Annotated in this window: 19 protein-coding genes and 4 tRNA genes; 14 read left to right on the top strand and 9 right to left on the bottom strand. The window is 72.3% G+C overall.

From position 1 onward, the window contains the following. The first annotated feature begins 1 nt into the window (after window position 1). On the top strand, window positions 2-670 hold the full coding sequence (locus tag VYL96_RS08490) for a DsbA family oxidoreductase (protein ID WP_243699577.1): 669 nt from the start codon (window positions 2-4) through the stop codon (window positions 668-670). A 98-nt stretch (window positions 671-768) separates the two neighbouring features. Here VYL96_RS08490 and VYL96_RS08495 read toward each other — a convergent pair. Beyond that, window positions 769-840: transfer RNA gene (locus tag VYL96_RS08495), tRNA-Val, on the bottom strand. A 572-nt stretch (window positions 841-1412) separates the two neighbouring features. On the opposite strand from VYL96_RS08495, the gene VYL96_RS08500 reads away from it, so the two are divergent. The 5 genes from VYL96_RS08500 to VYL96_RS08520 all read left to right on the top strand — a co-directional run bounded on the left by VYL96_RS08500 (window position 1413) and on the right by VYL96_RS08520 (window position 2664). Then, window positions 1413-1485 (top strand) — tRNA-Gly (locus tag VYL96_RS08500). Between the two features lie 49 nt (window positions 1486-1534). Then, window positions 1535-1605 (top strand) — tRNA-Cys (locus VYL96_RS08505). Between the two features lie 31 nt (window positions 1606-1636). After that, window positions 1637-1711: transfer RNA gene (locus VYL96_RS08510), tRNA-Val, on the top strand. Between the two features lie 166 nt (window positions 1712-1877). Then, the gene (locus VYL96_RS08515; protein ID WP_131885027.1) at window positions 1878-2108 is read left to right on the top strand and encodes a hypothetical protein; all 231 of its coding nucleotides are present in this window, start codon (window positions 1878-1880) and stop codon (window positions 2106-2108) included. A 22-nt stretch (window positions 2109-2130) separates the two neighbouring features. Beyond that, the gene (locus VYL96_RS08520) at window positions 2131-2664 is read left to right on the top strand and encodes a GNAT family N-acetyltransferase (RefSeq protein WP_131885028.1); all 534 of its coding nucleotides are present in this window, start codon (window positions 2131-2133) and stop codon (window positions 2662-2664) included. Between the two features lie 331 nt (window positions 2665-2995). On the opposite strand, the gene zapE is transcribed toward VYL96_RS08520, so the two are convergent. Next, entirely contained in the window at window positions 2996-4012 is a 1017-nt protein-coding gene (zapE, locus tag VYL96_RS08525; protein WP_063973528.1) for a cell division protein ZapE, read from the bottom strand. Window positions 4013-4063: 51 nt separating this feature from the next. Between zapE and VYL96_RS08530 the strand changes: the two genes are divergently transcribed. From VYL96_RS08530 to msrB, 4 genes are read left to right on the top strand one after another with little or no spacing between them, the layout of a single operon-like run. Further along, entirely contained in the window at window positions 4064-4810 is a 747-nt protein-coding gene (locus VYL96_RS08530) for a dihydrofolate reductase family protein (RefSeq protein ID WP_131885029.1), read from the top strand. Further along, a complete protein-coding gene (locus VYL96_RS08535) occupies window positions 4807-6348 on the top strand; it encodes an alpha/beta fold hydrolase (protein WP_243699578.1) in 1542 nt (513 codons plus the stop codon). The genes VYL96_RS08530 and VYL96_RS08535 overlap by 4 nt, the downstream gene beginning before the upstream one ends. 53 nt (window positions 6349-6401) lie before the next feature. Further along, window positions 6402-7598, top strand: a complete 1197-nt coding sequence (locus VYL96_RS08540) for a glycosyltransferase family 87 protein (protein WP_232303085.1) — start codon at window positions 6402-6404, stop codon at window positions 7596-7598. A gap of 9 nt (window positions 7599-7607) precedes the next feature. Then, window positions 7608-8042, top strand: a complete 435-nt coding sequence (gene msrB / locus VYL96_RS08545) for a peptide-methionine (R)-S-oxide reductase MsrB (RefSeq protein WP_061227702.1) — start codon at window positions 7608-7610, stop codon at window positions 8040-8042. A 79-nt stretch (window positions 8043-8121) separates the two neighbouring features. Here the strand turns inward: msrB and hemQ are convergent, their stop codons facing one another. Genes hemQ through hemE form a run of 3 tightly spaced genes read right to left on the bottom strand, consistent with a single transcriptional unit; the run spans window position 8122 to window position 11342 of the window. Next, entirely contained in the window at window positions 8122-8817 is a 696-nt protein-coding gene (hemQ, locus tag VYL96_RS08550; RefSeq protein ID WP_061227703.1) for a hydrogen peroxide-dependent heme synthase, read from the bottom strand. Window positions 8818-8820: 3 nt separating this feature from the next. Continuing rightward, window positions 8821-10212 (bottom strand): protoporphyrinogen oxidase, encoded by a 1392-nt coding sequence (hemG, locus tag VYL96_RS08555; RefSeq protein WP_131885030.1) that lies wholly within the window; start codon window positions 10210-10212, stop codon window positions 8821-8823. Beyond that, entirely contained in the window at window positions 10209-11342 is a 1134-nt protein-coding gene (gene hemE / locus VYL96_RS08560; RefSeq protein ID WP_061227705.1) for a uroporphyrinogen decarboxylase, read from the bottom strand. The genes hemG and hemE overlap by 4 nt, the downstream gene beginning before the upstream one ends. 106 nt (window positions 11343-11448) lie before the next feature. Here hemE and VYL96_RS08565 point away from each other — a divergent pair, with 106 nt between their 5' ends. Then, window positions 11449-12036, top strand: a complete 588-nt coding sequence (locus VYL96_RS08565) for a DUF3000 domain-containing protein (RefSeq protein WP_007627671.1) — start codon at window positions 11449-11451, stop codon at window positions 12034-12036. Further along, window positions 12033-13271: an HRDC domain-containing protein gene (locus tag VYL96_RS08570; RefSeq protein WP_061227706.1), complete on the top strand. Its 1239-nt coding sequence runs from the start codon at window positions 12033-12035 to the stop codon at window positions 13269-13271. The genes VYL96_RS08565 and VYL96_RS08570 overlap by 4 nt, the downstream gene beginning before the upstream one ends. Before the next feature lie 24 nt (window positions 13272-13295). On the opposite strand, the gene dxs is transcribed toward VYL96_RS08570, so the two are convergent. From dxs to VYL96_RS08585, 3 genes are all read right to left on the bottom strand, one after another. Then, entirely contained in the window at window positions 13296-15173 is a 1878-nt protein-coding gene (dxs, locus tag VYL96_RS08575; protein WP_061227707.1) for a 1-deoxy-D-xylulose-5-phosphate synthase, read from the bottom strand. A 118-nt stretch (window positions 15174-15291) separates the two neighbouring features. Next, window positions 15292-16644 (bottom strand): class I SAM-dependent RNA methyltransferase, encoded by a 1353-nt coding sequence (locus tag VYL96_RS08580; RefSeq protein WP_061227708.1) that lies wholly within the window; start codon window positions 16642-16644, stop codon window positions 15292-15294. Beyond that, window positions 16641-18680, bottom strand: a complete 2040-nt coding sequence (locus tag VYL96_RS08585) for an APC family permease (protein ID WP_131885031.1) — start codon at window positions 18678-18680, stop codon at window positions 16641-16643. The genes VYL96_RS08580 and VYL96_RS08585 overlap by 4 nt, the downstream gene beginning before the upstream one ends. Before the next feature lie 65 nt (window positions 18681-18745). Between VYL96_RS08585 and VYL96_RS08590 the strand changes: the two genes are divergently transcribed. Next, window positions 18746-19408 (top strand): potassium channel family protein, encoded by a 663-nt coding sequence (locus VYL96_RS08590; RefSeq protein WP_061227709.1) that lies wholly within the window; start codon window positions 18746-18748, stop codon window positions 19406-19408. Window positions 19409-19496: 88 nt separating this feature from the next. After that, the gene (locus VYL96_RS08595) at window positions 19497-20156 is read left to right on the top strand and encodes a potassium channel family protein (RefSeq protein ID WP_061227793.1); all 660 of its coding nucleotides are present in this window, start codon (window positions 19497-19499) and stop codon (window positions 20154-20156) included. Here VYL96_RS08595 and VYL96_RS08600 read toward each other — a convergent pair. Then, complete coding sequence (locus tag VYL96_RS08600) at window positions 20131-20892, bottom strand: hypothetical protein (RefSeq protein WP_061227710.1); 762 nt, start codon at window positions 20890-20892, stop codon at window positions 20131-20133. The genes VYL96_RS08595 and VYL96_RS08600 overlap by 26 nt on opposite strands. Window positions 20893-20939: the final 47 nt, after the last annotated feature.

Raw genomic sequence — 20939 nt, forward strand, 5'->3', positions numbered from 1 at the left:
TATGCGCATCGACATCTGGTCCGACGTCATCTGTCCGTTCTGCTGGATCGGCAAAAGGCACCTGGAGGCGGCGTTGGAGTCCTTCCGCGCCGAGCATCCCGACACCGAGGTCGAGGTCGCGTGGCGCGCGTACGAACTGGATCCGACGGCACCCCGCGTCACGGGCGACGAGCCGGGTGAGACCAGCGTCGAGATGCTCGCGCGCAAGTACGGGATGTCCCGGGCCGAGGCCGAGGCCGGTCAGGAGCAGATGGCCGCCCGATTCCGCGAGTTGGGCCTGGAGTTCGACTGGCGGTCGGCGCGGGTCTGCTCGACGTTCGACGCTCACCGGCTCGCCGCGCTGGCGGCCGAGCACGGACGCGCGGACGAGGTGGACGAGGGCCTGCGCCGCGCCCATTTCTCCGAGGGTCAGGTGATCTCGGACCCCGCGGTGCTGCGGCGTATCGGTGTCGACGCCGGCCTGCCCGTCGACGCGGTGGACCGGGTGCTGGCCGGTGATGATTTCTCCGATGAGGTCCGGCGCGACGTGGAGACCGCGCGGGGCCTCGGGATCCGAGGGGTGCCGTTCTTCGTGTTCGACGGCCGGCTCGCGGTGAGCGGTGCGCAGCCCGTGGAGGTGCTCGAGCAGGCACTGGAGTCCGGCGCGGAGGCCGCATCCGACGCCGGCTGACCCGTCGCCGCCGGGCGCTCCTGCTGCTCCCGCGCCTCGATCAACCCCGGCAACGACAGAAGCCCTCCCGATGTCCGGGAGGGCTTCTGTCGTGATTGTGGTCCTAACTGGGTTCGAACCAGTGACCTCTCCGGTGTGAACGGAGCGCTCTTCCGCTGAGCTATAGGACCGCATGTCGCCGGGCTCTCTCGCTCGGCACCGGAACACTGTAGCAAGCCCCGGCCCGGCGCCCAATTCGGGGTCCGCATCCTCGCTCCCGCCCAGCTCCCGTCCAGCTCGGGCCTTGCCCGGGCCCAGCGTTTCGCTCCTACGTTGCTCCCGCGTCGCATCCGCCTCGGCTTAGCTTAGCGGCCTCCGTGCTCCCTCGCGCCTCGCCGCCTCCGCGCTTCGCCGCCTCCGCGCTGCTTCCGTCGCCGGCGGTGCGGCCGACGGTCGAGTGGTCACGAACGATGCGAACCCTGAGCCGCGATCTCGGTAACCGCGTAGAGGTGTGACCGCTCGGCGGACACGCAGGCGCGTTCGCTGCGGGAACGGCGGGGGCGCCGCGTTCGCGGAGATCGTCGCTCTCCACGTTTGCCGATCGGGCCGCGTGCGCGATTCCCGGAAGCGGCTAAGGGACGGCCGATTTCGGACATCTGCCCAGTTCATCACGCATTTACGGACCCGGATTTGTGTTCCGCCGAACCCGTCGGCTAGTGTTCATTCTCGCAACGCGGTGAGCAACAGCGAGCCGGGAAGCGATGCGGATGTGGCGCAGCTGGTAGCGCATCACCTTGCCAAGGTGAGGGTCGCGGGTTCGAATCCCGTCATCCGCTCGGAGGGATCGAGGAGCCAGGACGTCCTCACCAGGCTCGATACCTTTGCGGTGGAGTGGCCGAGTGGTGAGGCAGCGGCCTGCAAAGCCGTCAACACGGGTTCGATTCCCGTCTCCACCTCTACGTCCGGACTCGTCCGGGCGCAGAACCCGCGCGATTAGCTCAGCGGGAGAGCGCTTCCCTGACACGGAAGAGGTCACTGGTTCAATCCCAGTATCGCGCACCACAGGAAAGCCCCGGCCCCCGGCCGGGGCTTTCTGCGTTGACGCGCCGGCGGGCGGAGTGATGCACTTCGGGACGTGCCCGCGGGCCTCGCTGCCTCCGGGCGGATCGCCGTCGTACCGGTATCTGACCGTTCCTCGTATGTGATATCCATCACGGATGATGGTGGCATGACTGCCACGCCCCGACTTCACCATTCGACGACGGTCGGCCGGGCCGACGTGGCGAGCATGCGCGGCCGCGTCGTCGATTTCCGTCACACCACCGGGGTCCTCGCCGATTTCCACCGGACAGCAGCCGGCTCTTATGAGGTCACACTCGTCCTCGGCGGTGGCGACGACATCGAGCGGTATGTCATCCGCGGGGTACGTGAGGACGAGAGCCTCCATCTGCACGCGTGAACGCTGTCCCTAGGCTGGCCGGGTGACCGCGCGACTCGACGAGGCCGTAGAGGCCGACCTCCGCCCCCTCTCGGAACTGGCCGCCCGTACGTTCCCGCTGGCGTGCCCGCCCGACCTCGACGCCGAGGTGATCGGCGCCTTTATCGCCGAGCACCTCAGTGAGGAGGCGTTCAGGGCATACACGGAGTCCGCGGACCACGAGGTGCTGGTGTGCCGCGCACCCGGCGGCGCGATTGTGGGATACGTACTGCTCGTCGAGGGCACCGCGATGGATCCCGACTGCGCAGCGCAGATCGTCCACCGCCCCACGACGGGCATCAGCAAGTTTTACGTCGACCCGGACCACCACGGCGCAGGGATCGCGTCCCGGATGCTCGACGACGTGACGTCGCGGAGCCGACGGTCGGGTGTGCGGAGCCTCTGGCTGGCCACGAACGTCGCGAACGCGCGGGCCCGGAGGTTCTACGTCAAGCACGGCTTCGAGCCCCGCGGGAACCGGACTTTTGACGTGGGCGGCGTCGCCAACACCGATGTCGTCTACGAACTGCCTCTCTGAATCGCGCTCTTTCTGAGCCGCGCTGCCGCGGCCGGACGATCCCGGTCCTCGAGCGCTCCTTCGGGATAGGCCGTCCTGGCGATGCCCGGCTGTGGCAACGCCACCTATCTGCCCACGCGCCACCTGTGGGATCCCGTAGGCGTCGCGCTATCGGATAGGTGGCGCGTGATGCAGGGTGGCGCGTAGGCAGATAGGCGGCGCGGAGGCCGATGGGTGGCGGGTGATCCGATAAGCGACGTCGCGGGTCGAGAACCCGGGCGGGTCGGGCGAGTCGCCGTCACCGGGCGCGCCGCGGCGCTGCGGTCGCGAATCAGGCGGCTGCGGCCGGCGATCAGCCGCCGACGGTCTCGAAGCGGGACAGCGCCAGGAGGCGCGAGGTCGCCCGCAGGTACTTCTTCCTGTAGCCGCCGGCGATCATCTCCTCGGTGAAGATCGCGTCGAGCTTGTCGCCCGAGTTCCGCACCGGGATGCCGGCGTCGTAGAGACGGTCCGCGAGCACCACGAGCCGCAGCGCGATCGACTGGTCCGGCAGCGGCTTGACCCCGCTCAGGCAGACACGGTTCACCCCGTCGACCAGGCGGTTGTACTTGGAGGGGTGCAGGGTCGACAGGTGTTGGCACAGCTCGTCGAAGTCATCGAAGGTCGCGCCGTCGACCGCCTCGGCGTCCGCCCGCAGGTCCTCGTCGGTCATCGGCTCCGGCGCCGGCGGCAGGTTGCGGTGCCGGTAGTCCGGACCGTCCACCCGGATGGACTCGAAGATGCCCGACATCTTGCGGATCTCCCGCATGAAGTCCTTCGCCGCGAAGCGCCCCTCCCCCAGCTGCTCGGGCAGGGTGTTGGACGTTGCCGCCACACTGACACCGGCCGTCGTCAACTCGGCTAGCAGGCGGGAGACGAGCATGGTGTCGCCCGGGTCATCGAGCTCGAACTCGTCGATGCACAGCACGGAGTGGCCCGAGAGCTCCTCGACCGCGCGGTTGAAGCCGAGCGCACCCACCACATGCGTCAGCTCGACGAACGTGCCGAACGCCTTGGGCTCCGGGCAGTTGTGATAGATCGAGGTCAACAGGTGGGTCTTGCCCACACCGAACCCGCCGTCGAGGTAGATGCCGGTGCCCTGGACGGCCTTGGGGCGCCGCCCGAACAGGCCCTTCTTGGGCGCTCGCCGGGCGTTGACCTCCTCCGCGAACCGCCGACACGCCTTGACCGCGGCGGCCTGCGAGGGCTGTGCCGGATCCGGGATGTAGGAGTCGAAGCTGACGTCGTCGAACATCGACGGCGGCACCATCTGGGCCACGAGCTGGTCGGCGGGGACCACCGGGGTGACGTCAACGAGGCGAGAGACCATACGCAGAGCCTATCGTGGGGGCACCCGACGTCAGAACGGAAGGAGTCCGCGGTGCACACGACACGGCTGACCGTGATCGACGAGGACCCCGCGGGCCTGGACGCCCTCTGGGAGGCGCTGGAGCCGGAGCCCGATCTCGCCCTGCCCCGCATCCGGGCGGTGATGATCTCCACGGTCGACGGCAGCACGACCGTCGACGGACGCAGCGGCGGGCTCGGCACCCCGACCGACAGACTCGTCTACGACGCCATGCGCGCCCGCGCCGACCTGGTGATGGTGGGCTCCGCCACGGCCCTGACCGAGGGATACGGCCCCGCCGGGATCGCCGACGCCTGGGCGGACCGTCGCCCCGGTCCCCCGCCGGTGGTCCTGGTGTTCAGCCGCAGCATCCCCGACCGGCTGATCGAGCACTGCGCTCCCCTCGGGGACGCCGTCCAGGTCGTCGCCGCGCACGGCGTCCCCGGCGACCGCCTCGAGGCCGCCCGCCGACAGGGGGTGACCGTCCACGTGCTGGACCCCGGGCCGCTGCGCGCGGCGGTCCGGTCGCTGGCCACCCACTTCGGGGCGTCCGAGGTGGCCCTCGAGGGTGGCCCCGGACTCCTCGGCACGTTCCTCCGAGAGGGCGCGGTCGACGAGCTGGTGCTGTCCGTCACGCCGCAGCTCGTCGTCGGAGGCGACCGCACGCCGCTGGCCAGCGGCCCGGGCACCAGCAGGGTGCCGATGCGGGTCGCCGCCGCGTTCACCTGCCCACGCGGCGGGCTCTACACGCGATGGGTCGTCGACGGGGCGGCCGGGTGACCCGCGGCGGAGACCACCCGGCTCCCCGGTGCCGCGACCGGCTGACGCGCGCGCTCGGTGCCGTGCTGGCCGCCATCGCGGTGGCGGCGGCCGCCTGCGCGCCTCTGCCCGCCACGGGCCCGCGGCTGGCCACCGGCGACGGCCCGGGCCGTGACGCCGACGGCGGTACCGGCCGGGAGACAGCGGACCGCCCGGAGTGGCTCGCACCGCGCTCCGACCTCACCTGGACACCCTGCGCGGCGGACCGGGCCCGCGGGATGCCGGAGGAGGCCACCGTCGAGTGCTCGACGCTCGGGGACACGCCCGTCCTGCGCCTCACGGCGACGGGCACCCCGGACGACGCCGCGCCCCTCGTCGTCGTCGCCGGTCCCGAGACCTCACCCGACAGCCTCACGGCGCGGCTCGCCTCCGCCGGCCCCGAACTCACCGACTCCCGGCCGCTCGTCGTCGTCGACCATCGGGGCCGGTCCGGCGCGGCCGGAGCGTGCCTGTCCTTCCCCGCCCGGCGCACACTCGACGGGCTGGCGGACCGTGGCACCGACCCCACCTCCCCCGAGGTGCGCGGCGCCCTCGCCGACACCGCGCAGTCCTGCACCGACCAGCTCCAGGGCCGCGAACTGGACTTCGGCGCCGCGGGCGCCGCCGAGGACCTCGAACGGCTCCGGCAGGAATGGGGGGTCCCCGGACTCGCCGTTCTGGGGATCGGCACCGGCGCCCGCACCGCCCTGGCCTACGCGAGCGCCCACCCCGGCCGTCTGTCGACGCTGGTCGTCGACTCGCCCGCCCCCGCCGACGGCGACCAGGAGGCCGCCGCCCGCGCCGCCCTCGACGGCTCCGACTCCGCGCTGCGGCTCTGGGCCGCCTCGTGCACGCGGCCGGAGTGCGGACCCGGCGACGCCGACCAGAAGGTCGACGCGATCGCCCGGGCCCTCGACCGCGCCCGCGACCCCGGCGCGACCGTGGCCGCAGCCCTGCTGTCCGACGTCGTCCGCTCCGCGCTGGCCGACCTGTCCGGCGCCTCCGCCGGCGCCCCGTCCCCGGGCGACGTGATCCTCGGCGACCTCGTGAGCGCGGCGCCCGACGAGACCCCCGACAGCGTCCGCGACCGCGCCACAGAACTGTCCGGGACCTCCCTGCCGTACGTGGCCGGGTGCTCCGACCTGTCACGCCGCGTGCCGGTCAACCGCGTCGACGAACTGAGCACCGAGTGGGCCGGGACCCCGCCGTTCGGGGAGATCCTCGCCGCGCAGCTGTCCGCATGCTCCACCTGGCCCGTCCCCGGGCAGGCCCCGGTCAGCGTGCCCGCCGACGTCCCGGTCCTGCTCCTGGGCGGGATCGCCGACCCCGTCGCCGGCGCCGCCGCCGTCGAACCGTCCGTCGCCGCGCTCACCGCCGCCGGCGCCACCGACGTCCGCACGCTCACCTGGGGCGCGCCCGGGTCGCGGGTGATCCTGCACTCCGGGTGCGCCCGAACCGCGGTGACCGGATTCCTGGCCGACCCCGACACCGCCGAGGACTCCGCCGCCTGCCCGTCCTGACCGACCGGAGCGCCTCGCCCGACCCCGGAGGGCCAGGCGGTACCCTGCCTGACGTGCCGTTGCCCACCCGAAACACGATGACCGTGCCCCGCGTCCTTGCCCACGTGTTGTGGCCGTTGGCGATCATGACCGTCATCCACCGTGTCCTGATCCGGGCCGTCAACGGCTCGATCACCAACGATTTCGGCACGGTCTACGCCGCCACCAGGCGGTTCCTCGCCGGCGAGCCGGTGTACGCCGAGAACCTGCTGACCGTCCAGCCGCACTACCTCTACGCCCCCAGCGGGACGTTGATGCTGGCCCCGTTCGGGATGATCGACAACTACACGCTCGCCCGCTGGCTGTTCATCGGCCTCAACACCGCCGCGATCATCGCCGCGCTGTGGCTGCTGATGCGGCTGTTCGACCTGGACGTCCGGTCGTTCGCCGCCCCCGCGATCCTGCTGGCCGCGTTCTGCACGGAGGCCGTGACCAACACGCTGGTGTTCACCAACGTCAACGGCGTGATCTTCCTCTGCCAGGTCGCGTTCCTGTACCTCCTGCACCGCCGGCGCCTGTGGTGGGCCGGCGTGGCCATCGGCCTGTCGCTCGCGATCAAACCGATGCTGGCGCCTCTACTCGTGCTGCCGCTCATCCGCAGGCAGTGGCAACCGTTCGTCACGGCCGCCGCGATCCCCGCCGTGGCCATGGCCGCCGGCTGGGCGCTGACCGTCGACGCCCGCAGCTACCTCGACACCACACTGGCCTACATGGGCGAGGTGCGTGACTACTACAACAGCTCGCTCGCGGGGCTCGGTCTGTACTACGGGGTCCCGGAGCCGCTCATCCTGGTCGCGCGGATCCTCGTGGTGGCCGCGACGCTGCTGGCGGTGTGGCTGCTGCTCGAGTACCGCCACAACCACGAGGTGCTGTGGCTCGCCACCACCTCCGGCGTCGTCCTCACCGGTGTGTTCCTCGTCTCCACCCTCGGCCAGATGTACTACTCCATGATGCTCATCCCCATCATGCTCACGGTGGTGCTCGACAGGTCCCTGGTGCGCACCTGGCCGGCGTGGCTCGCCGCCTACGGGTTCTTCACACTCGACTTCTGGGAGTCGACACGCTGGCCGTACTACGGGCGGCTGCTCGAGTTCGCGCACCCGACCCTCGGCTGGCTGCTGCTGTTGGCCACCGTCCTGGTGGTGCTCCTGTGGCGCCGCTCGGACCCCAGCCGCCACGAGCGGATCGCACCGGCTGCCGCGGCGGCGTAACCTGCGGGCATGAGCAAGCCCACCGACAGCCACACCCCCCAGCCCGACTTCACCCTCGACGACGCCGAGTGGCGCCGCCGCCTCACCCCGGCGGAGTACCAGGTCCTGCGGCAGGCCGGGACCGAGCGGCCCTTCACGGGCGAGTACAACGACACCAAGACCGAGGGCGTCTACCGTTGCCGCGGCTGCGGTGCGGAGCTGTTCCGCAGCGACGCCAAGTTCGAGTCGAACTGCGGCTGGCCCTCGTTCTTCACTCCGCTGGCCGGCGACGCGGTCATCGAGCGCGAGGACACCTCGCTCGGCATGACCCGCACCGAGGTCATCTGCGCCAACTGCCACGGTCACCTGGGACACGTGTTCGCCGGCGAGGGCTACGGCACGCCCACCGACCTGCGATACTGCATCAATTCGGTGAGCCTGACGCTCGAGCCCGCCGAGGGCTGAGCGCGACACGCGCGAAAGGGGCCGACCGGATCAGTTCCGGCCGGCCCCTTTTCCGCGCTCTGTCGGGTGAGCGTGGACCCTACGGCAGGGACGCGGTGAGCTGCGCGGCCGTGACGCGCGGCCCGGTGAAGAACGGGATCTCCTCGCGCACGTGGCGACGGGCCTCGGTCGAGCGCATGATCCGCATGAGATCGACGATGCGGTCGAGCTGCGGCGCCTCGAAGGCGAGGATCCACTCGTAGTCACCCAGCGAGAACGCGGGCACGGTGTTCGCGCGGACGTCCGGATACTCGCGGGCGGCGCGACCGTGCTCGGCGAGGATCTGGCGCCGCTCTTCGTCGGGCAGCAGGTACCACTCGTAGGAACGCACGAACGGGTACACGGAAATGTACGCTCCCGGTTCCTCCTCGGCGAGGAAAGCGGGGATGTGACTCTTGTTGAATTCGGCGGGCCGGTGCAGGGCGGTGTTGGACCAGAACGCCGTGCTGGCCCGGCCGAGCAGGGTGGTGCGTCGGAAGTCGTTGTAGAACCGCTGCAGGTCCTCGATGTGCTCGGCGTGGGTCCAGAACATGAAGTCGGCCTCGGCGCGCAGGCCGGAGACGTCGTACAGTCCGCGCACCACGACGTCCGTGCCCTCGTAGCGGGCGAGGAAGGTCTCGAGATCCGCGGCGACCGCGTCCCGGTCGTCTCCGAGCTGCCCGGGCGTCACGGTGAAGACCGAGAACATGAGGTAGCGCAGGGTGGAGTTGAGCTTGGAGTAGTCGAGGCGTGCCATGGCTCAATCCTGCCACTTCGCGGCCAGCCGACGGGCCGCGGCCCGTGCCGACCCGATACAGGCGGGTACCCCTACGCCCTCGGTCGCCCCGCCGACGAGCTCCACGCCGGGTAGCCGCTCGGCCAGCTCGGCCCGTACCCCGGCGATCCGGGCGTCGTGACCGGGGCCGATCTCGGCGAGTGCGTCCGTCCAGCGGCGCACCCGCGAGTGCAGGATCGTCGGCACCGAGCCGCACAGTCCCCCCAGCGCGGACCCGGCCATCCGGGTGAGGGCGGCGTCGTCGGAGGCGAGCACCTCGTCGTCGTCGAGTCGCCCGAACGACACCCGCACCAGGTGACCGGGGCGGGTGTCGAGGTGGGGCCACTTGTGGCTCGTGAAGGTCATGGCCTTGAACGGCACCGGCTCGTCGGTTGCGACGAGGATTCCGGACCGCTCCGGGAGGTTCGTCGAGCGGTCGACCTCGAGCGCGACGACGGCCGAGGAGGCCGTGCGGATTCCGGACAGCGCCTGTTCCCCGGCGTCGAGGCCGCCGGCGGCGGTGAGAAGCGGCGCGGCGTGGCGAACAGGGACGGCGACGACGACGAGGTCCGTGTTCTCGGTCCACGACCCGCGGTCGCCGGCGACCGCCAGCGTGTATCCGTTGCCCTCGCGACGCAGGGAGGTGCACCTCGCGCCCGTGCGGATCAGGGCGCCGGAGGCGGCGGCGAGTGCGTCGACGAGGACGCGATAGCCGCCGTCGAGAGTGGCGAACACCGCGCCGGGCGTGCGGGTGCCGGTGAGCTGGCGGGCGGCGGCGGTGAGGCTGGGTGCGCCGCGATCGAGCGCCTCGGCGAGCCCGGGCACGACCTGGCGCAGGCCGAGCCCGCTGCTGGGGGCGGCGTACACCCCGCCGAGCATGGGATCGACGAGCCGGGCGACGACCGCGGGGCCGAACCGCTCGGCGACCAGGGCGCCCAGGGACACGTCCGAGCCAGGCTCCCACGCGAGCGGCAGATCCGCCTCGCGCGCGGCGACTTCCCGCTCGGCGGGGCCGAGCACCTCCGACAGGGCGTCGACGTCCGACGGCAGACCCATGAGGGTCCCGCGCGGCATGGGGACCGCGCGCCCGCCGGTGAGGATGGCCGGCCCGAGCGGGCCCGGGTGGCGCAGCGAGTCGGTGAGGCCGAGTTCGACGACGAGCTGTGAGGCCTCGGGGCGGCGGGCGATGAACGCCTCCGCACCGAGCTCCATGGGCCCCGACGGGAAGTCGACCGTGTGCAGCGCTCCCCCGGGTGACGCCGACGCCTCGAGGACGGTCACGTGGGCGTCGGGGAGCTCCAGGGAGAGCTGGTAGGCGGCCGTCAGTCCGCTGAGGCCGCCCCCCACCACGACGACCCGCGGCGACGTCTCCGTCACTTGCCGGAGAGTTCGTGGACGAGCTCCACCACGTGGGTCACGGCACCCGCGTCGGTCGCGGGCAGGACCCCGTGGCCGAGGTTGAAGACGTGCCCGGCGGAGCCGGCCTCGCGGGCGCGGCGCCCCTCCTCGAGGATGCGCCGGACTTCGCCGTCCAGGGCCGAGCGGTCGGCGAAGAGCATCGCCGGGTCGAGGTTGCCCTGCAGGACCTTGCCGGGCACCCGGGCGGCGGCGTCGTCGAGTGGGATGCGCCAGTCCACGCCCACCACCTCTGGGCCGGCTTCACTCATGGCGCCGAGCAGCTCGCCGGTGCCCACGCCGAAGTGCGTGCGCGGTACCGAGGAGATGACCTCGTCGGAGAAGATGCGCGTGGAATGCGGCAGGACCAGAGAGCGGTAGTCCCGCTCGGTCAGCGCCCCGGCCCACGAGTCGAAGAGCTGGATCGCGTCGACGCCCGCCCCGATCTGCGCGCGGAGGAACACGGTCGTGAGGTCGGCGAGCTTGCCCATCAGCGCGTTCCACACCTCGGGGCGGGAGTACATGAGCGACTTGGTGTGCTCGTGGTTGCGGCTGGGGCCGCCCTCGATGAGATAGGAGGCCAGGGTGAAGGGCGCGCCCGCGAAGCCGATGAGGGCCACGGCCGGGTCGAGCTCCGCGGTGATGAGCCGGACCGCCTCCTCGATGGCCTCCAGTCGGTCCGGGGTGAGCTCGGGCAGCGCGGCCACGTCGGACTCGTCGCGGATCGGCTCGGCCACCACGGGACCGGTCCCCGGGACGATGTCGATGTCCACGCCGGCCGCGGCCAGGGGGATGACGATGTCGGAGAAGAAGATCGCCGCGTCCACGCCGTGACGGCGCACCGGCTGCAGCGTGATCTCGCAGGTCATCTCCGGGTCGAAGCACGCCTCGAGCATGGTCGAGCCGCCCCGGACCTCCTTGTACTCGGGCAGGGACCGTCCCGCCTGGCGCATGAACCACACCGGCGTGTGCGACCCGCCCCTGCCCGTCACCTCGTCGAGGTAGGGGCCGGTCCCGGCGCGACGGCCCGGGGCCACGGCCACCCGCTCGGTGGTTCCGGCGCCGGGGGCGCCGCCGGGAAGGGGGGACGAGGACGCATCAGAGTTCAACACGCCTCCATCGTCCCATGAAGTGACCGCCGGGGCCGGTCTGCCCACCCGGCCAGGTGACGGCGCGCCTCTTCCACGCCCGTGGCGGTGGTCGCTAGCGTGACGACCTGTGAGCACATCGGTCAATGACGGCGAGCCCGAGGTCTTCCGGGCGGCGGTCGAGTCGCTGTCGCGGCTCGAGGTCCGCCCCGAGATCTCGGTCGGCCCGATCCGCCCGCCGCAGCGACTGGCGCCCTACAGTCACGCCCTCGGTGTGGAGATCCTCCCGCCCCGGGGCGACGACGTGCCGGAATTCTCCGACGGCGACGCGTTCGGCCGGCTCATCCTGCTGCACGACCCGTCAGGCGACGACGCGTGGAACGGCACCCTGCGGTTGGTCGCGTACATCCAGGCGGACATGGAGGCCTCGTTGGCGGGTGATCCGCTCCTGCCGCAGGTGGCGTGGAGCTGGCTGACCGAGGCGCTCGACGAGGAGGCCGGACCGTACACGGCCCTCGGCGGGACCGTCACCAGCACGGCCTCCGTCCGCTACGGCGACATCGCCGGCCCCCCGCAGGCCCATCAGCTGGAGCTGCGCGCGTCGTGGACGGCCCTCGAGCCGGACCTCACCGGCCACGCGTCGGCGTTCTGCAAGACCCTGGCGCAGGCCGCCGGCCTGCCGCCCGTCGGGGTCACGTCCCTGCACGGACGGGCGTGAGCGGGCGCCGCCGCGGCGAGACCCCGCCCGGGGCGGCGCCTCCCCCTGCCGAGTACGAGTTCATCGACGACCTCTCCGGAATCGGTGCGGTCGTCGACGCCCTGGACGCGTCGTCCGAGCCGATCGCGGTGGACGTCGAACGCGCCTCCGGGATCCGCTACTCCGAGCGCGCGTTCCTCCTCCAGCTCCGCGTCCCCGGCGAGCCCGCCCTGCTCGTGGACCCGGAGACCCCGGGCCGGACCGTCGGACCGCTCGCCACCGTCCTCTCGGAGCGGCCGCTGCTGTTCCACGCCGCGAGCCAGGACCTGCCGTCCCTCCGCGAGCTCGGCATCCATCCCACGTCGCTGGTGGACACCGAGCTCGCCGGCCGGTTCCTCGGGATCGAGAGGGTCAACCTCGCCGCCATGATCTCCGAGCACCTCGGGATCGGGCTGGCCAAGGCGCACTCGGCCGCGGACTGGTCCCGCCGGCCGCTGCCCGCCGCGTGGCTCGACTACGCGGCCTACGACGTGCTGTTACTCCACGAACTGGCGGACGAGGTGCTGCCCCGACTCGACGCCCTGGGCCGCCGTGAGTGGTTCGAGGCGGAGTGTCGGCACCTCGTCGACTCGGTCCCGGCCCCGGCCGCCGCCGACCCCTGGCGACGTCTGACGCGCCTGTCGAGTCTGCGCGACGCCCGCCAGCTGGCCCGCGCGCGGGAGCTGTGGATGGCCCGCGACCGCGTGGCCGCCGAGCGGGACATCGCCCCCAAGCGATTGCTGGCCGACGCCGCCGTCATCGAGGCCGCACGGGTAGGCCCGACCAGCCGGTCCGCGCTACTGGCGATCGACGGTTTCGACGGCCCGCAACGCAGACGCCTGGTCGGCGAATGGCTGGCCGCACTGGAATGGGCCGACGGGCTCGGCCGCGAGGACCTGCCGTCACGTCAGGGGCCGCCCGCCGAGCATCCCCCGCACGCGTCCTGGAAGCGCAACGAGCCAGAGGCCGCCGCGCTCCTGGACGTCGCGCGGGAGGCGATCGCCGCTCTCGCCGACGACCTGGGCATCGACCAGGGGCTGCTCCTCAAGCCTTCGACACTGCGGCTGTGGGTCTGGCGTGCGGCAACCACCACTCCCGCCGACGACGCCGAACTGCTCCATGAGGTTCTGCGTGAGGAAGAAGCACGCGAGTGGCAGATCGAGTTGACGACCGGCCCCCTGCTCGAGGCGGTGCGCCGGTTCCGGGCGGAGAGCTGACCCGCCTGGTCGGCCGGGCCGCGGTCACAGTGCCAGGCGGGCCCTGATGCTCTCGGCGATCCCCTCCGCGGTCAGGCCGGCCTCGGAGAGGATCTCTGCGCGGGAGCCGTGGTCGAGGAACTCCTGCGGGATGCCCAGTGCGATACGGTCGCACTGCACCGCGGCACCGTCCAGGCGGGCCGAGACCGCGGACCCGACTCCGCCGTGGAGTCCGTTGTCCTCGACCGTCACCACCAGGCGGCGGCCGCGGGCGGACTCGACGATCGACGCCGGCACGGGGTAGACCCACCTCGGGTCGACCACGTCCACGGAGATCCCCTCGGCCTCGAGCGCGCGGGCCGCGGCCACGGCCGGAGCGACCATGGGGCCCACGGCCACCACCAGCACCTCGGCATCACCCGGGCCGTGAACGCGGTCCACGCCGTCCTCGGAGGTGGCCAGGGCCGGCACGGGCTCGCCCACGGAGCCCTTGGGGAAGCGCACGACAGTGGGGCCGTCGTCGACGGCCACGGCCTCGCGGAGCTCCTGGCGCAGGGTGAGCGCATCGCGCGGCGCGGCCACCCGCACGCCGGGGACGATGCCGGTGAGCGACAGGTCCCACATCCCGTTGTGGCTGGCGCCGTCGGGGCCGGTCACGCCCGAACGGTCCAGCACCAGGGTCACGGGCTGACGGAGGAGGGCGACGTCCATGAGGAGCTGGTCGAAGGCCCGGTTGAGGAAGGTCGAGTAGACGGCCACCACGGGATGCATCCCGCCCAGGGCCAGCCCGGACGCGGAGGCAACCGCGTGCTGCTCGGCGATACCGACGTCGAACATCCGATCGGGGAACCGCTCGCCGAACGCCGCGAGCCCGGTGGGCCCCGCCATCGCGGCGGTGATCGCCACGACGTCGTCACGCTCTGTGCCGATCGCGCAGAGCTCCTCGGAGAACACCGAGGTCCAGTCGACGGACGACGAGGTCGACAGCGGCTTGCCGGTCTCGGGGTCGATCACCCCGGTGGCGTGCATCTGATCGGCCTCGTTGTTCTCCGCGTGGACGTAGCCCATGCCCTTGCGGGTGACCACGTGGACCACCACCGGGCCCCCGAAGTCCTTGGCGAGTCGGAGTGCCGCCTCGGTGGCGGCGAGGTTGTGCCCGTCGACCGGACCCATGTACTTGAGGCCGAGGTCGGCGAACAGCTCCTGGGGAGACACGACGTCCTTGACGCCGGCCTTGATGCCGTGCAGTACCGAGTAGACCGCTTTGCCGACGACATCCTTGCGGGCGGTCAGGGCGCTCTTCGTCCGGTCCATCGCCTTCTCGTACGCGGGCTGCAGACGCAGGGCACCCAGCCGCTCGGCGAGACCGCCAATCGTCGGTGAATACGATCGCCCGTTGTCGTTGACGACGATCACCATGGGCCGGTCCTTCGCGGCCGCGATGTTGTTGAGGGCCTCCCACGCCATGCCACCGGTCATCGCCCCGTCCCCGATCACGGTGACGACGGTCCGGTCGCGCTCGCCACGCAGCGCGAAGGCCTTGGCGAGCCCGTCCGCGTACGACAGCGACGCGGTGGCGTGCGAGGACTCGACGATGTCGTGCTCGCTCTCCGCCCGGCACGGGTAGCCGGAGAGGCCCCCGCGGGTGCGCAGGCCGTCGAAGCAATCCCGGCGCCCGGTGAGCATCTTGTGCACGTATGACTGGTGCCCGGTATCGAAGACGATGGGGTCGCGCGGCGAGTCGAACACGCGGTGCAGGGCGACCGTCAGCTCGACGACGCCCAGGTTGGGTCCGAGGTGCCCGCCCGTGGCAGCGACCTTGCGGATGAGGAACTCGCGGATCTCGCCGCACAACCGGCCCAACTCGTCGGGTCCGAGCCCCCTGAGGTCCGAGGGGCCGTTCACCTGATCGAGCACGCTCATTGCTGTCGACTGCCCCTTCCCTGTCCGACACCCCGATGGGTCGAATCGCCAGTCTACGGGCTGAGGGCCCGCCGGCTCGCCCGCGGTCGGTCGGTCGGCCGCCGACCGCCGTGGCGGTTCAGCGCGCGACCGGGGCATCCAGCACCGCGATCCCCTCGACATGGTGGGTACCGGGGAACGCAGCGACGCCACGCAGGTCCGTCAGCGTCCACCCGGCCGCGACGAGCGCGCCGACGTCCCGGGCCAGACTCGCGGCGTCGCAACCGACGTGGACGATCCGTGACCGGGCCACCTCCGCCAGGCGCTGCATGACGGGGATGCCGGCGCCCCCGCGCGGCGGGTCGAGCACGACGACGTCGGGCGCCCGGCGGGCGTCGGCGTCCAACGCGTGGTCTTCGAGGAACGTCTCGACCCTCGAGCGCACCGTGTGCACTCCCGGGCCGGCCGCGGACGCCGTGTCCGGGTCGCCGGATCCGGAGGTGGTCGACACCGCCCCCAGCGAGGCCGAGGACGACTCCACCACCGTCACGTCCGCGCCCGGAACGGCCTCCCGCACGGCCGCGGCGAACAGTCCGGCGCCCCCGTAGAGGTCCCAGACGACGGGCTCGTCCGGAAGTCCCGGGGCCTGCGCCACGGCCGTGCGGACCGCCGACGCGTAGTGGGTCGCCGCGCTGCGGTGGGCCTGCCAGAAGGCCTCGGGGGGCAACCGCCACTCCCGCTCCCCCACGCGCCGCACGACGTCGGGTCCGCCGGTGACGAACTCCCAGTCCGCCGCCCGGGAGCGCCGCGCCCGGGCCCGGGTCGCGGCGGATCGACGCGCGCGCGAGCCCTGCCCGCGGGGCTCGTCACGCACCGCGGGCCGGTGGGCGACGTGGACCGTCCCGTCGTCACCGAGCAGCCCGAGGAGCTCGCGTCCGGGGCCCACGTCCGCGACGGTCACCGCGTCGAGAATGCGCGGATCGGGTTGGACGCAGGGCTCCATCACGAGGTCCCGCGACCGCGCCCGACGGACGCCGGGACGGCCATCCGGGCCGGTGACCCACCGGGCGACCGTGCGCCACCCTGTCGCGGTGGCGTCGCCCGCGGGGGCCTCGACCGGGATCTCGTCGGCGCGCGGGTCGATCCGGCCGATCCTGACTGCCTGCTCGGCGAGGATCCGGCCGGCGAAGCCGCGGGCCGCGGCGGGTTCGATGTGGCTCCAATCACAGCACCCGGCTCCGGCGGCGGCCGCCGGGCAGGCGGTCTCCACCCGGTGCGGGGACACGTCGATCACCGACTGCACGGTGCCGCGGCAGAAGGCGCGGCCCGGGTCGTCCTCGACCAGGACGTCGACCGTCTCCCCGGTGATGCCGCCACGGCAGAACACCACCCGTCCCTCGTGCCGGGCGACGAACTCACCGCCGTGCGCCGGGCCGGCCACCTCCAGCCGCAGGACGCGGCCCGTCCAGTCGGTCGTGTGCTCGTGTGTCATCTCGCCTCCGGTCCGCCCAAACGCCCGACGATCGGTTCATTGCGGGCCTGCTCCGCCCGGCCACGCGAGGACGACAGCTGCCACGGCACGCTGGTGACCATGACGCCACGCTCGTAGAGCAGGCGGGTCTTGAGGCGCAGCGCGCTCTGGTTGTACAACAGCTGCTCCCACCAGTGGCCCACCACGTACTCCGGGATGTACACGATCACCACGTCCCGCGGCGACTGGTCCCGGAGCCGCTTGACGTAGTCCACGACCGGGCGGTTGATCTCACGGTACGGGGACTCGACGACCTTGAGCGGAACGGAGATGCCCCGGCTCTCCCACTCCCTGACGAGGGTGCGCGTCTCGGCGGTGTCGATGTTCACCGTCAGGGCCTCGATGGTGTCCGGGCGGGTCGCCCTGGCGTACGCGAGGGCCCGCAGGGTCGGCAGGTGCAGTTTGGAGACCAGGACGAGGCAGTGGGTGCGGCTGGGCAGCACGACCTCGCGGGAGGAGTCGTCCAGTTCACGCGCCACCGCGTCGTAGTGCCGGTGGATGAGCCTCATCACGCCGAAGACCGCCACCATGGCGAGGACGGCGATATAGGCGCCGGAGAAGAACTTGGTGGACATAACGATGACGAGGACACCCGAGGTGAGGCCGAACCCGACCGCGTTGACCGCCCGCGACCGGCGAGCCCGCCGACGCACCGCCGGGATCTCCTCGTGCTGCAGCCGCCGTGTCCAGTGGCGGACCATCCCGAGCTGGCCCAGCGTGAACGCCACGAAGACACCCACGATGTACAGCTGGATGAGGACCGTGACCCGGGCGTCGAACGCGATCACCAGCGCGATCGCCGCGATCGCCAGGAGCACGATGCCGTTGGAGAATGCGAGCCGGTCGCCGCGGGTGGCGAGCTGCCGGGGAAGGTACTTGTCGCGGGCCAGGACCGACGCCAGCACGGGGAAGCCGTTGAACGCGGTGTTGGCCGCCAGCACGAGGATGGTCGCGGTCACGACCATGACGACGTAGAACGCGATCGGCAGCCCGGCGAAGACCGGCTCCGCGAGCTGCGCGATCATCGTCTTCTGCTGATACCCCTCCGGGGCGCCGACGAGCTGGGTGGCCGGGTTCTCCGCGATCCGGACCCCGAGCCTGCGCGCCAGCGCGATGAGGCCCAGCAGGAAAGAGACCGACAGCACGCCCAGGATCGTGAGGGTGATCGCCGCGTTGCGGGCGCGGGGCTTGCGGAAGGCCGGCACCCCGTTGTGGATGGCCTCGACACCGGTGAGCGCGGCGCAGCCCGAGGCGAAGGACTTGGCCACGACGAACGCCAGCGCCAGGCCGGTCACCTCGGCGCCCTCCGCGGGGACGAGGTCGAACCCCGCCGACTCCGCGCGCAGGTCGCGGCCGAGGACCTCGACCTGCACCAGGCCCCACACGATGAGGGCGATCATGGACGCGAGGAACGCGTAGACGGGCACCGCGAACATCGCCCCGGACTCCCGGATCCCCCGGAGGTTGAGCGCGGCGAGTCCTGCGATCGCGAGTACGGCGAAGAAGACGGCGTGGGACTGCACGAACGGGATGGCCGAGCCGATGTTCGCCGCCGCGGCGGAGATCGAGACGGCGACCGTGAGGACGTAGTCGATGAGCAGCGCCGCACCAACCCCGAGGCCGGCGCGGGGACCGAGGTTGACCGTGGCCACCTCGTAGTCACCGCCCCCCGACGGGTAGGCGTGGACGTTCTGCCGGTAACAGGCGATGACGACGACCATGACGAACGCGACCGCCACCCCGACCCACGGGGTGAACGCGATCGCCGACATCCCGGCGATCGACAGCACGAGGAAGATCTCCTGCGGGGCGTAGGCCACCGACGACAACGCGTCGGAGGCGAACACCGGCAGGGCTATCCGTTTGCGCAGGCGCATCGTGCCGATGGTGTCGCTGCGGAAGGGGCGCCCCACCAACAGGCGCTTGGCTCCCACGGAGACCCTGGAGATCCTGGACACCGACACATCGTAGGACCCGCGCGCCGCGGCGGACAGCATCCGCGGATGTGAGTAGCGTGACGTCCCTGGGGCACGAGGGTGCGCCGTGAGGAGTGGGACTCGCGATGAGGGTCGTCGTCATGGGCTGTGGCCGCGTCGGGGCGGCGTTGTCCGCCGAGCTCGACGCCGCCGGCCACGCGGTGGTGGTGATCGACCGCGACCCCGCGGCCTTCGCCCGACTGCCCGAACGGTTCGGCGGTCAGACCGTCACCGGCCAGGGCTTCGACAGAGCGGTGCTCACCGACGCCGGACTCGTCGGCGCCGACGCGTTCGCCGCCGTGTCCTCCGGGGACAACTCCAACATCATCGCGGCCCGTGTGGCCCGCGAGACCTTCGGTGTCGAGCGCGTGATCGCCCGCATCTACGACGCCGGTCGCGCCGAGGTCTACGAACGTCTGGGCATCCCGACCGTCACCACCGTCCCCTGGGCGACCGGCCGGCTCGTCCGGTACGTCACCGCCGGGACGAGTCCGGTGGAGTGGCGAGACCAGACCGACAGGGTCTCCCTCGTGGCCCTCGACGCACCGCCGGGATGGGTGGGCCTGCCCGTCGACCGGCTCGCCGCGGAGGTCGGTGGGCGCGTCGCCGCGGTCACCCGCTTCGGCGAATGCCGCATCCCGGACGAGGACACGCTCGTCCAGTCCGACGACGTCGTCCACCTCACCCTGCCCTCGGAGGCGGTGCGCGGCCTGGAGGACCTGCTGCAGCGAGGCCCCTCCGATGCCTGACCCGACTCCCGACCCCACCGTCGACGACTACGCCGACGGCTCCGGCCTGCTCGCCGACGCCCCGTCCCGGGCGTTCCGCACCAGCTCGATGCGGATCGTCGTGGCCGGCGCCGGGGTCGTCGGACGGTCCATCGCCCGGGAACTGCTCGCGGGCGGCCACACGGTGACCCTGATCGACAAGCGTCCCAGCGTGTTCTCCGCCGACCCGGTCGAGGACGCCGACCAGCAGGTCGGTGACGCGTGCGAGCTCAGCGTCCTCGAGCGGCTCCGTATCGAAGAGGCCGACGTCGTCGTCGCCGCGACCGGGGACGACAAGGCCAATCTGGTGGTGAGCCTGCTCGCCAAGACGGAGTTCGCGGTCGCCCGCGTCGTGGCCCGGGTCAACGACCCCCGCAACGAGTGGCTCTTCGACGACCGCTGGGGGGTCGACGTGGCGGTCTCCACCCCCCGACTCATCGTCTCGGTCGTCGAGGAAGCGGTGTCCGTCGGCGACGTCGTCCGGCTCATGACGCTGCGTCGCGGCGGCGCGAACCTCGTCAGCGTGACCCTGCCCCCGCAGACCCCACTGGCCGGGCGCCCCGTGTCCCGCGTTCGGATCCCCCGCGACGCCGCGCTCGTGGCGATCCTGCGAGGAGGGCGGGTGATCGTCCCCGAGCCCGACGTGCCCTTCGAGCCCGGTGACGAACTGCTCGTGGTGGCCCCCGAGGCGGTCGAGGCCGACGTCAGCGAGGCGATCCTGGGGGGTTGACCGTCACGGCGATCTCCCGCCCGTAGTCCCAGCCCGGCGCCAGGGGCAGGTCGTCCCCGCTCCAGAACCTCCCCGGGTCGTACCAACTGGCGTCCCCGGCGGGCCGGAGCACGCTCATCGCCTCCAGGGTCAGGCCCACGACCTCCGCGCAGTAGGCCGCCTCCATGCGCATCGCGGGACCGGGCGAGACCCGCCCGCGCCGCGGGATCAGGTCCAGGAGCCGGCCGCCGCCCACCTCGTCGTCGTCCCCCGACGCCACCCCCGGCCTCCCGGCCACGACTCCGCCCGACGACCGCCGGCCCCGCGACGCCCAGCGTCCCCGCGCCCACCGCGCGGTGAGGCGACCCGCCGACGGGAACGACACGCCGTCCAGGCGCGCGATCGTCTCCAACAGCGCCTCCTCCTGCTCCGTCCCGACCTCCCGTGAGATCTGCCGGAACCACGCCCGCTGCCCGTACGGGCCCGTCCACTGACGCACCGCGGCCTCGAGGTCGTGCAACTGCACCCCGCGCTGGCGGCGGCCCGTCCACACGTCCGGCAGCGCCCTGCCCATCTCCGCGTGCCACAGCAGGGGCGGCATGTCCTCGAGCACCACCGCGACGCCCACATGGTTGACCGGCGCGTTGGTCAGCGTCTGGATGAGCCGGTCCGCCGTCGTCCGGCCGCGGAACAGCCACAGGTCGCCGGTGCGCGTACGGTCGGCCGCCGCGGCCAGCGGCACGGTGTCGATGTCCATGGGGCGATCCTGCCAGGGCGGCCCGGCCGGTCGGCCTAGGCTCGACT

This window comes from Dietzia maris (assembly GCF_036287335.1).
In the GTDB taxonomy this organism is placed as follows: domain Bacteria; phylum Actinomycetota; class Actinomycetes; order Mycobacteriales; family Mycobacteriaceae; genus Dietzia; species Dietzia cinnamea.

Coding starts and splice junctions, on each gene's coding strand:
- VYL96_RS08600 (WP_061227710.1), bottom strand. CDS start 20,892: ATGGACATCGACACCGTGCCGCTGGCCGCGGCGGCCGACCGTACGCGC.
- hemQ (WP_061227703.1), bottom strand. CDS start 8,817: ATGGCACGCCTCGACTACTCCAAGCTCAACTCCACCCTGCGCTACCTC.
- zapE (WP_063973528.1), bottom strand. CDS start 4,012: ATGGTCTCTCGCCTCGTTGACGTCACCCCGGTGGTCCCCGCCGACCAG.
- VYL96_RS08580 (WP_061227708.1), bottom strand. CDS start 16,644: ATGACACACGAGCACACGACCGACTGGACGGGCCGCGTCCTGCGGCTG.
- VYL96_RS08585 (WP_131885031.1), bottom strand. CDS start 18,680: ATGCTGTCCGCCGCGGCGCGCGGGTCCTACGATGTGTCGGTGTCCAGG.
- VYL96_RS08515 (WP_131885027.1), top strand. CDS start 1,878: ATGACTGCCACGCCCCGACTTCACCATTCGACGACGGTCGGCCGGGCC.
- msrB (WP_061227702.1), top strand. CDS start 7,608: ATGAGCAAGCCCACCGACAGCCACACCCCCCAGCCCGACTTCACCCTC.
- dxs (WP_061227707.1), bottom strand. CDS start 15,173: ATGAGCGTGCTCGATCAGGTGAACGGCCCCTCGGACCTCAGGGGGCTC.
- VYL96_RS08595 (WP_061227793.1), top strand. CDS start 19,497: ATGCGGATCGTCGTGGCCGGCGCCGGGGTCGTCGGACGGTCCATCGCC.
- VYL96_RS08490 (WP_243699577.1), top strand. CDS start 2: ATGCGCATCGACATCTGGTCCGACGTCATCTGTCCGTTCTGCTGGATC.
- VYL96_RS08590 (WP_061227709.1), top strand. CDS start 18,746: ATGAGGGTCGTCGTCATGGGCTGTGGCCGCGTCGGGGCGGCGTTGTCC.